We start from the raw sequence: 13,830 nt of genomic DNA on the forward strand, positions 1-13,830 counted from the left end.
TTTTCAAAGTTATAGCCCCTTTAAGGCCATCTTAATGGTTTCTTCTACGGTTAGGTCAGGATTAGCTTTCAGAAGTTTGTCCAATTCTTTTTCAATATTCTTTTTGGCAAATCCCAGCATTACTAATGCTGATAACGCTTCATCTCGAATTGTATTGTCTGCCGGAGTCATTAAAATTTGATCACTGGCGGTTGTTTTTCCAATTTTGTCTTTCAGATCGATGATAACACGCTGAGCAGTCTTTGCTCCAATGCCTTTGATGCTCTTCAAAAGGGTTACGTTTTCTTCCAAAATAGCTTTCCTGATTTCTTCGGGAGATAGGGACGAGAGCATCATTAAGGCCGTATTCGATCCGATACCATTAACGGAAACAAGCAGGCGAAATAATTCTCGTTCTCCTGATTCGGCAAAGCCATAGAGCAGGTGAGCATCTTCGCGAACAACTTGGTGTAAAAACAGCTTGCACTGTTCTTTTCCGTTAACTAAGGAATAGGTATTGAGCGAAATGTTGATGAAGTAGCCAATGGAACCGGCTTCGATAATTGCATTAGTCGGAGTTAATCCGGTTATTTTACCCTGGATGTATTCGTACATGATGGCGTGTTGTTAAATTTCCGGCTCGTCGGTTGCTTCAATGTCAATGGTTTCATCAACCTGGTTGGGGTTGATTTCAAATTTTTTCAGCGGATTTTTACTAATTTCTTTATGTAGCTCTCGGTTTTTGTGTACGTCAATAGCCAAGTATAGCGCCTGGCGGAATGAATCCGGAGATGCTTTATCTTCACCTGCAATGTCGAAGGCTGTTCCATGAGCCGGTGATGTGCGGATAAATGGTAATCCGGCGGTGTAGTTAACGCCTTTGTCAAACGAAGCCAGTTTGAAAGGTGTTAAGCCTTGATCGTGATACATCGCCAAAATAGCATCAAACTTGACATAGTCACCTGAACCAAAGAACCCGTCGCTAGGGTATGGTCCTAAAGCCAAGATTCCTTCTTTTTTGGCTTGTTCAATCGCTGGAATAATAATGTCTTTTTCTTCTCTTCCCAGTAAGCCTCCATCGCCAGCGTGTGGGTTTAGCCCCAATACGGCGATGCGTGCTTTTTTGATGCTGAAATCTTCTTCCAAAGAGGTTGCCATGATGCGAAGTTTGTTTAAAATCGCTTCCTTGGTGATAAGTGAGGGCACTTTTGAGAGAGGCACGTGAGTGGAAACCACCCCGATCTTCATCATCTCGCTCACCATCAACATCAGGTAGTTATTGGTTTCAAACTGTTCTGCAAGAAACTCGGTGTGTCCCGGGAAATGAAATTTATCTGATTGAATGTTGTCTTTATTGATCGGTGCCGTCACTAAAGCATCAATCTCTCCTTTTCTGAGGTCGCTTACGGCACGCTCCAGAGCCATGAATGAGGCTTCTCCTGCAATTCCAGACAATTTTCCCAATTCAACCCGAATGTTATCATCAATGCAGTTGATGATATTTGCCCGGCGAGGATCTGCTTCGCGGGCATTTTGGATATTGTTGAAGTTGAAATTATTAATATTTAGAGCTTTTCGGTGGTAGGCAGCAACTTTGGGCGATCCGTAAACCACGGGAGTGCACATTTCGAGAATGCGTGCGTCCATCAGTGTTTTCATGATTACTTCGTAGCCAATACCGTTAATATCACCATGCGAAATTCCTATTCTTATTTTGTGTTTTGTCATCTTGTTCGTCAGTTTTATGAAGTTGAGAAAATCTTGAAAATCTGTTGATCACATTTATTTTCTGCGATGGGCAAAGTTAATTCTTTATCTGAACTTTATCAAAACAGATTAGCTGTCTGTTAAGTTGAATTGATTGTGGTGGATTTTTTCTGTTTGAAGCTCTTCAACAGGCTTTCCCGTGCGGGATTGAGCAGGGTGTCCAACGGCAATAACACTTAGCACTCGGTAGTTTTCGGGGAGCTGAAAAAGCTGACGAATATATTGTTCGGCAGACTGTTCTGCATCATGAGGACGTTTTCGTATTTGAACCCAACAACTTCCAAGTCCCAATGATTGTGCTGTTAGTTGTAGTAGAATACTGGCGATGGAGCAATCTTCAACCCACACATCTCCTTTGTTTTCATCAGCTAAAACAACAATAGCCAGGGGGGCTTTTGCTAAAAAAGCGGCACCATGCGGTTTGGCATGACTTAACTTTTCGATGCACTCGGGCTCATCAACAAAGATGAATTCCCAAGGGTTTCCATTTTTAGAAGAGGGGGAACGAAGGGCTGCTTCTTTGAGTGTTTCAAGCAGGTTATTTTCAATGGGGGCATTGGTAAACTTGCGAATACTTCTGCGCGAGCGTAGTAAGTCAATCATTGGTCGTTTGTTTTTGATTAAAAATCAATTTGTTCAATTCGGGAACTGACAGCCAGGAATTTTTGCACACACGAGATACCATCAAATGGCAATGACAAGAATGATAAATAGAATGAGCAACATGAATAAAATCAACTGATTCCGGACAAATAAACCAAGCAGAACAAGCACTTCTAGTTCTTCCGTGTCGCCGGAGTAAATTTCAATTTGTCCTTTGTCTTTCGACAACAATTCGTTGCTTTGGAAAATAATAACTTCTTGTCCATTGAACTTCCATGCCCAACGCGATTGCCAAAAGTTTTTGATTTCCAATTCAAACCTTTTTCCGTTGATAATCAGGTCACTTTTAGGATTGAATAAGTTAATCATAATTTGGCCGAGAGGAGCTTGATTGTTAGCATCCGCTATTTCGAGTTTTGATAAAAAGAAGTCACGATTAAGTATAAAACGTCGGCCTTTGAGGGTTGCTAAAGCTTGAGAGCTGAACATATTTTTCCACTCAATGGAGCCAATGATTTCGTTATTTCGCGTAATCTGTAGTTGGTTTTTGAAGATTCCTTTTGTCCAAAACAGCTTTTCCATAGTGTCAATAAAATTGCACATGCAAGTTAGAAAATTTGCGTCAAAAACGGAGCTGCTTTAAGAATCTTATAAAAGAAAATGGGGAAGGAGGGAGGAAAGGACGCTTGGAGATATTTTTATTGAAGCTGGTATCAAGAAGCCAATTGTCCTAACCCCTCGTAACAATTGGCTTCGTATTTCCCCAAGCGTCCTTCTAACTTAATTTTTTTATTTAATGAGATGTTTGTTTTTTTAAGCCGGGATGGCTAAGCTGTTTTTAAAAGAACATGCCTAAGTTCAATGACAAGTTCTTGTTTTTGATCTCGTCTCCGTTTTTGTAAACGTCACTTAATCCCATGTCGTAATTCAAGCTAAGCTGAAGTTTTTGTTTGGCTACCGGAAATTGAAAGCCCAACTCAAAAGCCCATCCGAGATCCATAGCATGAACGTCGTCTTTGATATCCGTTTTGTTTCCTGCATGCTCGTACTCAGCATCGAGGCGAGTTGCTAGGTACGGTCCTGTAGCAAAGAGAATGCGAGCTGGTTTGTCTTGTTGAAGGGCTGCCGAGAATTCAGCTTTAACTGGCAGTTGAAGATAGTCCAAACGATAGGTTTGGTCCAACTCATCAATCTCAGCACCTTTACGTTTGTAAAAAACGCCGGATTTAAATGCCAACCAATCGTTGGTTTGATAGCGAGCTAGTACTCCCGCATTTAAGCCGCAGCATAAATTGTTATTCTTCCAGAGGTTACCGACTTCGGCTTGTGTTGAAGCGCTCAAACCTAGTTGTGCGCCAAATTCAACTTGGCTAAATGCCTGCATTGAAGCTACTAAAAGCACAAAAAGCAGGCTTAATTGTTTGGTTGTTTTCATACGATTAAATTTTTTGTTTTTAAAGGCATCGTATCGAACTCACACTGAATTTAATCATTCTCTTGATTGTATTTAGAATACTAAAATTCATGGTCGTTTCATTGCTTTTTCTGTCTTTGTTTCGACGTTTTTCGTCTAAAAGTCGAAAGTGTGATAAAAAAATTTTAGTTACTGATCCCATGGAATAGAATATGTACCAAATCTTTTAAATGTTTCTCAATATCAATGTCTTCTCCGCTCAGGAAATAAGGCTCTTCCAATCCGCGTAACGCAATGACTACAGTCCGTGCTGTTAGTTGAATATTCAGCTGGCGGAATTCGCCATTCTGAATACCTTCCTCCAGAATTTGGGCAATGGATGCCTGTTCTTTCTGATCGTGTTTTTCCCTGATCTTTTCAATGAACTCAATGCGACTTAAAAAGTCATTTTTTAAAGCGTCGTAGTAGTTCACAAAGTCCCGAAAGCTTTTCATCCGAAGTAGAACGTAGGCTGTGAGTTTGTCGCGAGCAGTTTCCTTTTGCTTAACCGCTTCTCCTATTTGTGCAAATAAGAACTTGGCCTCTTGCTCAACAACCGCCTGGAAAACTTCTTCCTTACTTTTGAAATAATAGTAAAGTGAGCTTTTGCCTTTGCGAGCAGCTACCGCAATTTCGTCCATCGTAGTTTTGCGGAAGCCATAGCGCGCGAAAGTTTCCCGTGCTACCTCAATGATGTTATCTCTTACTTTTTCGTTCAATGAATTACTTTTCGACTATTTTGGTTCAAAAGTACAAATAATTCTTAAAACGAGTGAGTTCTGGATGTGAAAACTCGAATTTGGCTGAAGAAAATTGATTAATTTTAGCCAAACTTAACAAAGCCGAACAATGGAACTTAATTCTCCTCGATTATCCTTGCAAGAAGTGTCAATGGATGATTTGTCTTTGGTGCATGCGTTACATCTCATTCCGGAGCTGGACGAATACAATACGCTTGGAATTCCATCAGATGAAGAAGAAACCCGAACGGTTATACAGCCAGCAGTTGACGATCAACAGCAAGAAACTCGATCACAGTTTTGTTGGAAAATTGAATTGAAAGAGCTTGGTCAATGCATCGGGCTGGCTGGAATGTTTTTATCGAATGACCGCTTTCGTTTAGGCGAAATTTATTACAAAATTCATCCGGAATTTTGGGGAAATGGTTATGCTACAGAGGTTGCTCAGCTTTTAGTAAGCTTTGGCTTTGAAGATCTGAAGTTGCACAAAGTTGAGGCGGGTGTTGCAACCGAAAATGTTCGCTCCGTTCGCGTGTTGGAAAAGATCGGGATGGTGCGTGAAGGTTTACGCCGTAAGATTCTACCAATTCGCGGAGAGTGGAAAGATAATTTCCACTACGCCATTGTCGAGGATGATCCACGAAATTATTGAGACTTACTGCGTGTTAAATGCGGTTTTAGTTTATTTCACTAATGCTTTTGTGGATAAGAGTCCACAGGCAGCGTAAATATCTTGTCCGCGTGAAGCCCGGATAGTTGTGGTAATGCCTTTCTTTTCCAATCCCTCTTTAAATTCCACTAAGGTTGCTTCATCTGTTCCTTTTAAAGGAGTGTTGGGAATGGGATGAAAACGAATCAGGTTGATTCGGCACTTGATGCCATCCAAGATGCGAGCCATTTCTCTCACATGCGCTGGCGTGTCGTTCAATCCGTGGAAGACAATGTACTCGAAAGAGACACGTCGCTGGCGTCCAAAATCCCATTCACGAATTTCGTTTAAAACTTCCTCCAAAGGATAGGCTATTTCAACAGGCATTAGCTTTTGGCGTTCGTCATGAAAAGGGGTGTGCAAACTAATGGCCAAATGTGCTTCACTTTCGTTTAGAAAACGAACCAGCCCGGGAACAATGCCGATGGACGAAACAGTTATTCGGCGTGGACTCATGGCAAATCCCCATTCCGATGTTAAAATCTGGGTACTTTTCAGGACTTCGTCCAGGTTGTCAAACGGTTCGCCCATGCCCATGTATACGATGTTGGTAACCTCTTGCCATTCTGGTATGTTCCGAATTTGGTTGACAATTTCGCCAGCGGAGAGCTGTCCTTGAAAACCTTGTTTCCCAGTCATGCAGAATAAGCAGCCCATTTTACAGCCAACCTGCGATGAGACACAAACCGTTTTGCGGTCTCTGTCAGGAATCATCGCTGTTTCAATGAATTTTCCTTGGTTGGTGGGAAACAGGTACTTTTTGGTTCCGTCAACACTTTCCTGAATTTTGGTGGCATTGGTCAGCCCAAAGGAATAGTTGTCAGTTAGTAACTGACGCGCTTTCTTTGAAAGGTTGGTCATTTCCTCAATCGAAGACACTTCTTTTTTATACAGCCAATCTGCCAGTTGTTTGGCAGTGAATTTGGGCAATCCCATGTTTAAGACAAGTTCCTGTAACTCATCCAGTGTTTTTCCAAAAAGTGCTTCTTTGACCATTGTTTTAATTTTCTGCAAAGTTATAAAAGTGTGTCGGATGCAAAAACCATTCGTAAGTTGGCTACTAATCGTTCACCTAAAAATAAATTTCAGCAATAATGTTTTCGTAGGGGACCCCTTTTTCGATCAGTAAATCACGTACTTCAACGACCATTAATGCCTTTCCACATAAATAGTATTGTTGATCTTTAGGCAAATCGTTTTGTGTTTGCAAGTAGTCGGTTACCCGGCCTGGAAATACATCGCACGATTGTTCTTGCGAGCAGCAGCGAATATAGTTTTTGCCAAGCGACCAATCCAGGTCATCCTCAAAATAAAACTGATTTAAATGCCTTGCTCCATGAACCAGCGTTTTATTTTCAAACTGTCCCGACTGGAACATGCTGTAAAATGGGGCAATACCGGTTCCTGTGGCAATCCACCAAGCCGGTTTGTCAGTCCCTAAAAAGCTGCCATAAGGTTGCGATACCCAAATTTTGTCTCCCGGTATTGAGGCGGCCAATTTAGGGGTGAGGTAGCCGTCTTCCTTAATATTAAAGAGGATGCGTACTTCTTGTTCGTGGTTCCCACTACAAATGCTATAGATACGTGGGGGAATCTCTGGATCCAGTGTAATTTTTACCACCTGTCCTGGAATGAAATCCTGTTTTTGTTGATAGGAAATCAGGAAAACACCAGGCGAAATCTCTTGATTTTGAGTGATTATTTCCGGATGAAGTTGATGTTCTTTCTTTTGATATTCTTCTGCTTTGGGCATAGTTTCTTGACTTGTTTCACCCCATAAACGCAAATGCCGGCTTTTGGTTTGGATTTCTGTTTGAAAAGTTGAATTAGACAATCAAACTAATCTTTTCGAATGCCAAGTTTGTTGATGGATGTTAAGTTTAGATGGCTGGTTCAAAATATGAAGGAAACGGATGTATCCGGACAGTCCGTTGATATTCTTTGTTTTTCATTAATTTTGTAGTTCTAAAGGAGGAATGGATTATGCAATGTGTTGCTAAAATGATTTTGAAAGTGTTGGGCTGGTTGCTTCTGCTTCCGGTTTACTTTTATAAGTATGCCATTTCTCCACTCACTCCGGCATCGTGTCGTCACGTGCCCACCTGTTCGCAATATGCCGTCGAGGCTGTTAAAATTCATGGCCCTTTTAAAGGCTTCTGGTTGGCCACCAAACGAATTTCAAAATGTCATCCTTGGGGAACGCATGGCTACGATCCGGTTCCAGATAAAGACCAAATCAAAGTTAAGAAGTTGAAATTAAAGTGATTTTGCCATTGTAGGCAAAGTCGGCTTGTTCTGCATGAATTAGTGTGGACTGGATCCTTACGTCCCATTTTTCGCGATTTGGTCAGATTTAATAGTAAAAACTTAACATCGGTTAATCTTTTTGGGAATGCTATTTGTATAAGTATTTATACTTAGTGAGTCGCCCTTAAAAATAAATCTATGGAATGGATAATTAGTATTGTTGTTGTGCTGATGGCCGCTTTCCTCAAGGGAATGACAGGTTTTGGCTTTGCCTTACTGGCTGTTCCGCTGCTATCATTGCTTTTTCCTATTCAGTCGCTTATTCCGGCGATGACTTTGTTTAATTTGATTACTTCAGTTTATATTCTTGCTTCAATCCGGTTGAAGCTGAAAGCAAAATACTTTTTGCCAATGTTGTTGGCCAGTTTTGTGGGAATTCCAATTGGGGTGTATGTTTTGACTTATTTCCCGGAGCAGATGCTTGAATTGGCTGCTGGAATCTCCATCTTTTCTATTTCCATCGTATTTTTGCTGGGGAGTAACCAAGCGATTTCAGAGAAGCGACGTAAGAAACCCATTGTTTTTGCCGGATTTTTAAGTGGTTTGCTCACTTCCAGTATGTCCATCGGAGGTCCTCCCATTGCTTTGGCTATGAACCGGAAAGGGTACTCCAAAGAATCGTTCCGAAAAATTTTTGCACTGATCAGTGTGATCAATGCGGCTATCAGCTCAATACTGTATGTGGTGCATGGTATTTTTGTCGCTTTTTCATTGAAGTTTGCTTTATTTCTTTTTCCTGTGATTTTGATTGGAACAAAGTTGGGGGACAACTTTTCGCAAAAGGTGAATCAGCTGTTTTTTAAGAAGATTATTTTATATGTGAATTTGTTGTTGGGCTTGTTTATTATCGTTCGAACTTTAGTCTCTTAGAACGATTTTCGGTTTTGTGGTCAACAAAAAAACGCTTGTGTGGTTACTTCTCAAGTTATAGTGAAGTTTAATTATCTTTGACAAAAGAAAACAGTAATCATATGAAGCAATTGTTCGTTTTGGTATTCATTCTTGCAGTGGCTTGTACTGCTCAAAAAACGAGTGAAAAAGACCTGGTAACGGTTAGTATATTACCTCAAAAATACATTGTTGAAAAAATAGCTGGCGACTTGGTGGACGTGCAGGTGCTGGTTCCGCCAGGTGCAAGTCCCTCAACCTATTCGTTGGTACCTTCTCAAATGAAGGATTTATCGCGATCAAAAGTTTGGTTGCGTATCGGAAAAATTGGTTTTGAAGATGCCTGGCATGAAAAGATTGAGCAGGGCAATCCGGACCTGAAAGTTTTTGATACTTCGCGAATGGCTGAGTGGATTGCCGCCGAGGAAGAAGTGCATGGAGATCACGTACACTTACACGGAATCGATCCTCATATTTGGATGTCACCAGAGGAAGTGGAACAGATTGCTGAGCTAACTTACCAGGCTTTGGCTGATTTGTATCCAGACAAAAGTGCCGCATTCAACGCTAACTTTGAAGCTTTTCGCTCTGAGATTGATGTGTTGGATGAGGATTTGATTCGTCAGTTTGATGGTTTGGAAAACCGGAAGTTTATCATTTTCCATCCAGCTTTGACCTATTTAGCCCGGGATTATGGGTTGGAGCAGGTTTCCTTGGAAATTGACGGGAAGGAACCTTCAGCAAAACACATGAGTCAACTGGTTAAAACAGCGAAAGATGAAGGAATTCGGGTTGTTTTTATTCAAAAGGAATTTGATCAGGAAAATGCTCGTCAGTTAGCGGAAGAACTGGATGGCGAAGTGGTTCAGATTGATCCTTTGAATGAAAATTGGGAAGAACAAATCCGAGAAATTGCAGATAAACTGGTAGAAGCGGCCAATTAATAATCAATGATAGATCGATGAAAGAGAAGCTGGTTGAAATATCAAATCTGTCGGTAAGCTACGACCAGAAAACGGTTTTGGAAGGAGCTGAACTGATCGTTAATGAGCATGATTTTTTAGGGGTCATTGGCCCAAATGGAGGAGGAAAAACCACGCTGATCAAAGCGATGTTGGGCTTGGTTAAGCCAGATTTGGGAAGTATTAAGTTTCATGTCCCGCTTTCAAAAGTTGGTTACTTGCCGCAAATCAACCAGGTCGATCGGCGATTCCCGATTACCGTGCTGGATGTTGTTCGTTCCGGGAGAACCGGAGGGCATTTGCTTAATCCTTTTCGCAAGGATAAGTCGGAGACTTTATATGCGGAGGAACTGCTGGAGAAAATGGGAATCGCAGCCATTCGGGATAAGGCAATTGGAGAGTTATCCGGAGGACAGATGCAACGGGTTTTTCTATGCCGGTCGCTCATGAACAAGCCCAAGCTGTTGATTCTGGATGAGCCTGATACTTTCGTAGATAACCAATTCGAGAGCGAATTGTATGAAAAACTGAAGGAGCTGAATGAGCGCATGGCCATCGTTTTGGTATCGCATGATGTGGGAACTATTTCTTATTATGTGAAGACCATTGCCTGTGTCAATCGCCAGGTTCATTATCATCCGAGCAATATTATTAGTACGGAACAGCTGGCTTCCTACAATTGTCCACTTCAAATTATCACTCACGGAGATATTCCGCACACCGTGCTGAGTATGCACGAAAATCATGATCATCATGGGCACCATCATTGAATTATTTTCATACGACTTTTTTATCCATGCCTTTTGGGCGTCGCTTTTTGCAGCCATTAGTTGTGGCATTGTTGGAACTTACATTGTGTCGCGACGCATTGTTTTTGTTAGTGGAGGAATTACGCACGCTTCGTTTGGAGGTATTGGTATTGGCTATTTCCTGGGGTGGAACCCGTTGCTAGGTGCTGCAATTTTTGCAATCCTGTCAGGCCTGGGCATTCAGCTTTTTACTGAAAAAGCCAAGGTGCGTGAAGATTCTTCGATTGCCATCTGGTGGTCGTTAGGGATGGCTATTGGGATCATTTTTGTGTACTTAACGCCGGGTTATGCGCCCAACCTGATGAGCTACCTGTTTGGGAGTGTGCTTACGGTTTCGGTCACCGAGCTGTGGTTGATGGGAGCTTTGTCGGTTATTTTGATCCTGTTCTTTGTGCTATTCTATCGCTTGATTCTTTATGTCGCTTTTGATGAGGAATTTGCTAGAACTACAGGATTGCCTGTGAGTGTGATCAATTATTTGCTGATTAGTTTGATTGCGATAACCATTGTGCTTAATATCCGAGTGGTGGGGATTATTCTGATTTTATCCTTATTAACTTTGCCACAGGCAACTGCCAACCTGTTCACCAAAGACTTTAAACGCATGCTGCCTCTTTCTGTGCTGTTTGCTTTTATCGGTTCTTTTGTTGGTTTGTTGTTCTCCTTTTTTGTTGATATTCCTTCGGGAGCTTCAATCATTTTCACGCTGGTTCTTTTGTTTGGACTGGTGAAGCTGGCTGTTTCAACAAAGCAAAAACTGGCTTCTCGTGCATGATTCGTCTAAACAAGTTCGTTGTGAGCATTGTGGGGAAGTTTATGCCAAAGAGGATCTGCAGCGCGACTGTGGAAACTGTTTCGCCTGCACTGGTTGTGAAATCTATAGCTGTCCCAATTGCCGTGAAGAAATTGTGGTAAAGCCAGTCCGAAAAATGAAGGGTACTAATTAAGCGACCTTAAATCAGATTATTCTTAGAATACGGACTTTTAAATAGATAAAAAAAGCTATCAAGTGTTTGATAGCTTTTCGTGGTTTTATAAAGTTTCTATTTTAATTCATCGCATCCATAACCAAAGATGAAGCTCCAAGAACAGCGCTGTTGTCCAAATCGGACACTTCTATTTTCAGTGACTGGTAAAGACGTTGAAAAGGGAATTCGTTAGTTAAAACTGAGTGCATCCCTGCCTCAAACAGGTGATAAGATTTACTGACTGATCCTCCGAGGATGATGGCCTCGGGAGCTAAGGCAAACAAGACATTGGCAATGGCTCGTCCAATGTGTTCTCCAAGTTCATTGAATTGACGAATGGCTTCGGGATCACCTTGTTCTGCTTTTTCAGCAAGCTCTTTTCCCTGCAAGTTTTGGTCTTTGAAAAACTGCCCGCTGGCATAGGCCTCCACGGTTTTGTCGCGGTAGTAGATGGTGCCAAACTCACCAGCTCCACAATAGCGTCCGGAGTAAAGGTGAGCGTTGGTGATGATGCCAGCTCCCAAACCAGTTCCCAGAGCGATTCCTACAAAGTTATCAAGGTTTTGTCCTTTGCCGAAGTGCTTCTCCCCAACTGCAAAACAGTTGGCATCGTTGTTCACATAAACCGGCTTTTGAAAGCGCTCTTCCAGCCATTTTTTGAGAGGAACACGATCCCAGGACGGAATGTTCGTGACATCAAGAACCTCATTGGTTTCCAGGTCTACCAAGCCCGGAACTCCAATGCCAATTCCTAAAATTTCGTCATCATAAACTTGCTGAATAACATCGCCAATGGCCTGTACGACAACTTCTTTTTCTGCTTCGGCAGGAGTGGGAGCTGAGTGCTCTTTGATAATTTGTTTGTTATAAATAAGAGCTGCACTGATTTTTGTGCCGCCAATATCAACACCAATAATTTTCATCTCGTTATCATTTAAGTTTTTAATAGGTATTCGGTGTGTGAAGTTTGTTGTATGGCTTGTTTCAATTTGTGTTTACAGTTTCTGAAGAAAGGAATGACGAAGGTGTCTTGCTTTGACAGCCAAAGTTATCGAAACGCTTCCTTCGGAGCTGGTTTAGGTTTATTCTTTTCAGTTCAAGGCTTATAAAGATATTTATTTTTCTTGTTGTGCAAAATTTTTGATTTCGGGTTAAAATTGAATTGGACATCAAGCTTATCTGATAATTTGAGGGGTGATCCTTAATTCTAATTTTAAGCAAACGAAAACTTATCTGCCTTAATAGGCTAAAACAAAGGATTTAGCTAACTTGCAACCAAATTTAGGAGGATGTAAAATCGGCTTTTAGGGCAATCGGTTGTATGCGTTTTTCCTATATTTTGAAAATTTAAACCGAAATCGTAAACCTATGAAAAACCTGAGACTAAACTTGATGATTTCTTTCGTCACACTACTTGTTTCAACCGTACTATGTGCTGCACAAAACAGGGTTGAAGTAAATCTACCGGATATTCCGGGCTATCAAACCTTAAAGTGTGATTTCCATATTCATACTGTTTTTTCAGATGGCGGGGTATGGCCAACAGTGAGGGTGCAGGAAGCATGGCTCGAAGGCTTGGATGCTATTGCCATGACTGATCACTTGGAATATTTGCCTCACTCGCAGGATATGGAGATAGACCATAATCGTTCCTTTGAAATTGCAGAACCATTGGCCAAGCAAATGGGGATTGTTTTAATTCCCGGAAGTGAAATTACTCGGAAAATGCCTCCGGGGCACTTGAATGCTTTATTTATATCTAATGCCAACTTGTTGGAGCGGGAAGACTGGATGGAAGCTTGTGTTGAAGCGCATGAGCAAGGTGCTTTTGTCTTTTGGAATCATCCGGGGTGGAAAGCGCAGCAACCGGATACCACGCTTTGGTGGAAAGAACATACGGAGCTGTTGGAGAAAGGGATTTTACAAGGAATTGAAGTGTATAACCACAAGGAGTATTATTCGGAAGCTTTAGAATGGGCAAAGGATAAAAAGCTTACGGTGATGTGTAATTCTGATATTCATGCTCCGGTACATATGACATACGGAGAACAGCATCGGCCAATGACATTGGTTTTTGCAACCGATAAATCGATGGGAGCGATTAAGCAGGCACTGAAAGACCGGAGAACAGTCGCTTATTACGAGAACGAACTGGCAGGAGATCGTCAGTATTTGTCTCCTTTGTTTTTTGGCTCAATTAAGGTGAAATCGGGTAGGGTGAAATTGGAGAATCGACAGATTAAAAAAGTGCAAATTCACAATTCCAGTGATGTTGACTTTCATTTAAAACAACGTCAGCCATCCATCGGATTTTCGGGGCCAGAAGAGATTGTGTTGGAAGCCCATCGGACTGTCTTTGTTGATTTGGCTGGAACTTCTGATGAGGTGAAAAACATGGCTAAACTGCGCCTTTTCTACGAGGTGACTAACATGACCATGTTATCGGGGAATCCACTCCCAGTTAACCTGGATATTGCTAATTGATTTGTGAATCGAACTCTATAAACAGAAATAGCGGTGGAGACTTCCACCGCTATTTCTCTAAACAAACAACTAAAATTACCTTTACATCTTTGCAATCACTCAACCAATCAACCCCTAAATAAGTCTATAAAAACAAAGAAAGTGAGATTGCAAAGCAAATA

16 protein-coding genes are annotated in these 13,830 nt (G+C 41.5%); 7 read left to right on the forward strand and 9 right to left on the reverse strand.

Translation table 11 applies throughout. The annotated features are described in order from the left end of the window. Nucleotides 1-9 precede the first annotated feature (9 nt). The 6 genes from ruvA to BM156_RS03690 all read right to left on the reverse strand — a co-directional run bounded on the left by ruvA (nucleotide 10) and on the right by BM156_RS03690 (nucleotide 4,521). A complete protein-coding gene (ruvA, locus tag BM156_RS03665; protein ID WP_093918453.1) occupies nucleotides 10-594 on the reverse strand; it encodes a Holliday junction branch migration protein RuvA in 585 nt (194 codons plus the stop codon). A 12-nt stretch (nucleotides 595-606) separates the two neighbouring features. Then, nucleotides 607-1,707: a 4-hydroxythreonine-4-phosphate dehydrogenase PdxA gene (gene pdxA, locus BM156_RS03670; RefSeq protein ID WP_093918454.1), complete on the reverse strand. Its 1,101-nt coding sequence runs from the start codon at nucleotides 1,705-1,707 to the stop codon at nucleotides 607-609. Nucleotides 1,708-1,815: 108 nt separating this feature from the next. After that, on the reverse strand, nucleotides 1,816-2,349 hold the full coding sequence (locus BM156_RS03675; RefSeq protein ID WP_093918455.1) for a nitroreductase family protein: 534 nt from the start codon (nucleotides 2,347-2,349) through the stop codon (nucleotides 1,816-1,818). A gap of 81 nt (nucleotides 2,350-2,430) precedes the next feature. Beyond that, nucleotides 2,431-2,931: a hypothetical protein gene (locus BM156_RS03680; protein WP_093918456.1), complete on the reverse strand. Its 501-nt coding sequence runs from the start codon at nucleotides 2,929-2,931 to the stop codon at nucleotides 2,431-2,433. 256 nt (nucleotides 2,932-3,187) lie between these two features. Continuing rightward, on the reverse strand, nucleotides 3,188-3,784 hold the full coding sequence (locus BM156_RS03685; RefSeq protein WP_093918457.1) for a porin family protein: 597 nt from the start codon (nucleotides 3,782-3,784) through the stop codon (nucleotides 3,188-3,190). A 164-nt stretch (nucleotides 3,785-3,948) separates the two neighbouring features. Further along, a complete protein-coding gene (locus BM156_RS03690) occupies nucleotides 3,949-4,521 on the reverse strand; it encodes a TetR/AcrR family transcriptional regulator (protein ID WP_093918458.1) in 573 nt (190 codons plus the stop codon). 130 nt (nucleotides 4,522-4,651) lie between these two features. On the opposite strand from BM156_RS03690, the gene BM156_RS03695 reads away from it, so the two are divergent. Next, nucleotides 4,652-5,194: a GNAT family N-acetyltransferase gene (locus BM156_RS03695; protein ID WP_093918459.1), complete on the forward strand. Its 543-nt coding sequence runs from the start codon at nucleotides 4,652-4,654 to the stop codon at nucleotides 5,192-5,194. 30 nt (nucleotides 5,195-5,224) lie between these two features. Here the strand turns inward: BM156_RS03695 and rlmN are convergent, their stop codons facing one another. Together rlmN and BM156_RS03705 are read right to left on the reverse strand one after the other, a co-directional pair. After that, nucleotides 5,225-6,247 (reverse strand): dual-specificity RNA methyltransferase RlmN, encoded by a 1,023-nt coding sequence (rlmN, locus tag BM156_RS03700; protein WP_093918460.1) that lies wholly within the window; start codon nucleotides 6,245-6,247, stop codon nucleotides 5,225-5,227. Nucleotides 6,248-6,323: 76 nt separating this feature from the next. Continuing rightward, a complete protein-coding gene (locus BM156_RS03705) occupies nucleotides 6,324-7,004 on the reverse strand; it encodes a ferredoxin--NADP reductase (protein ID WP_093918685.1) in 681 nt (226 codons plus the stop codon). A gap of 248 nt (nucleotides 7,005-7,252) precedes the next feature. Between BM156_RS03705 and yidD the strand changes: the two genes are divergently transcribed. From yidD to BM156_RS03730, 5 genes are all read left to right on the forward strand, one after another. Next, nucleotides 7,253-7,516 carry a membrane protein insertion efficiency factor YidD gene (gene yidD / locus BM156_RS03710; RefSeq protein WP_093918686.1) on the forward strand — a complete coding sequence of 88 codons (264 nt, stop codon included), beginning with the start codon at nucleotides 7,253-7,255 and terminating at the stop codon, nucleotides 7,514-7,516. 180 nt (nucleotides 7,517-7,696) lie between these two features. After that, a complete protein-coding gene (locus BM156_RS03715; protein ID WP_093918461.1) occupies nucleotides 7,697-8,428 on the forward strand; it encodes a sulfite exporter TauE/SafE family protein in 732 nt (243 codons plus the stop codon). A 101-nt stretch (nucleotides 8,429-8,529) separates the two neighbouring features. Next, nucleotides 8,530-9,390, forward strand: coding sequence for a metal ABC transporter solute-binding protein, Zn/Mn family (locus BM156_RS03720; RefSeq protein WP_093918462.1), 861 nt, complete (start codon nucleotides 8,530-8,532; stop codon nucleotides 9,388-9,390). 17 nt (nucleotides 9,391-9,407) lie between these two features. Then, nucleotides 9,408-10,178: a metal ABC transporter ATP-binding protein gene (locus BM156_RS03725; RefSeq protein ID WP_093918463.1), complete on the forward strand. Its 771-nt coding sequence runs from the start codon at nucleotides 9,408-9,410 to the stop codon at nucleotides 10,176-10,178. Then, the gene (locus tag BM156_RS03730) at nucleotides 10,162-10,992 is read left to right on the forward strand and encodes a metal ABC transporter permease (protein ID WP_212733400.1); all 831 of its coding nucleotides are present in this window, start codon (nucleotides 10,162-10,164) and stop codon (nucleotides 10,990-10,992) included. Before BM156_RS03725 ends, BM156_RS03730 begins: the two co-directional genes overlap by 17 nt. 273 nt (nucleotides 10,993-11,265) lie before the next feature. Here the strand turns inward: BM156_RS03730 and BM156_RS03735 are convergent, their stop codons facing one another. Next, complete coding sequence (locus BM156_RS03735; RefSeq protein WP_093918464.1) at nucleotides 11,266-12,108, reverse strand: ROK family protein; 843 nt, start codon at nucleotides 12,106-12,108, stop codon at nucleotides 11,266-11,268. A gap of 445 nt (nucleotides 12,109-12,553) precedes the next feature. On the opposite strand from BM156_RS03735, the gene BM156_RS03740 reads away from it, so the two are divergent. Then, complete coding sequence (locus BM156_RS03740) at nucleotides 12,554-13,669, forward strand: Sb-PDE family phosphodiesterase (protein ID WP_093918465.1); 1,116 nt, start codon at nucleotides 12,554-12,556, stop codon at nucleotides 13,667-13,669. The last annotated feature ends 161 nt before the right edge of the window (nucleotides 13,670-13,830 follow it).

This window comes from Sunxiuqinia elliptica, from assembly GCF_900113005.1.
Classification (GTDB): domain Bacteria; phylum Bacteroidota; class Bacteroidia; order Bacteroidales; family Prolixibacteraceae; genus Sunxiuqinia; species Sunxiuqinia elliptica.

Bases quoted from the DNA above. Each gene is read 5' to 3' on its own strand.
- ruvA (WP_093918453.1), bottom strand. From the start codon at position 594: ATGTACGAATACATCCAGGGTAAAATAACCGGATTAACTCCGACTAAT.
- pdxA (WP_093918454.1), bottom strand. From the start codon at position 1,707: ATGACAAAACACAAAATAAGAATAGGAATTTCGCATGGTGATATTAAC.
- BM156_RS03675 (WP_093918455.1), bottom strand. From the start codon at position 2,349: ATGATTGACTTACTACGCTCGCGCAGAAGTATTCGCAAGTTTACCAAT.
- BM156_RS03680 (WP_093918456.1), bottom strand. From the start codon at position 2,931: ATGGAAAAGCTGTTTTGGACAAAAGGAATCTTCAAAAACCAACTACAG.
- BM156_RS03685 (WP_093918457.1), bottom strand. From the start codon at position 3,784: ATGAAAACAACCAAACAATTAAGCCTGCTTTTTGTGCTTTTAGTAGCT.
- BM156_RS03695 (WP_093918459.1), top strand. From the start codon at position 4,652: ATGGAACTTAATTCTCCTCGATTATCCTTGCAAGAAGTGTCAATGGAT.
- rlmN (WP_093918460.1), bottom strand. From the start codon at position 6,247: ATGGTCAAAGAAGCACTTTTTGGAAAAACACTGGATGAGTTACAGGAA.
- BM156_RS03705 (WP_093918685.1), bottom strand. From the start codon at position 7,004: ATGCCCAAAGCAGAAGAATATCAAAAGAAAGAACATCAACTTCATCCG.
- yidD (WP_093918686.1), top strand. From the start codon at position 7,253: ATGATTTTGAAAGTGTTGGGCTGGTTGCTTCTGCTTCCGGTTTACTTT.
- BM156_RS03715 (WP_093918461.1), top strand. From the start codon at position 7,697: ATGGAATGGATAATTAGTATTGTTGTTGTGCTGATGGCCGCTTTCCTC.
- BM156_RS03720 (WP_093918462.1), top strand. From the start codon at position 8,530: ATGAAGCAATTGTTCGTTTTGGTATTCATTCTTGCAGTGGCTTGTACT.
- BM156_RS03725 (WP_093918463.1), top strand. From the start codon at position 9,408: ATGAAAGAGAAGCTGGTTGAAATATCAAATCTGTCGGTAAGCTACGAC.
- BM156_RS03730 (WP_212733400.1), top strand. From the start codon at position 10,162: ATGGGCACCATCATTGAATTATTTTCATACGACTTTTTTATCCATGCC.
- BM156_RS03735 (WP_093918464.1), bottom strand. From the start codon at position 12,108: ATGAAAATTATTGGTGTTGATATTGGCGGCACAAAAATCAGTGCAGCT.
- BM156_RS03740 (WP_093918465.1), top strand. From the start codon at position 12,554: ATGAAAAACCTGAGACTAAACTTGATGATTTCTTTCGTCACACTACTT.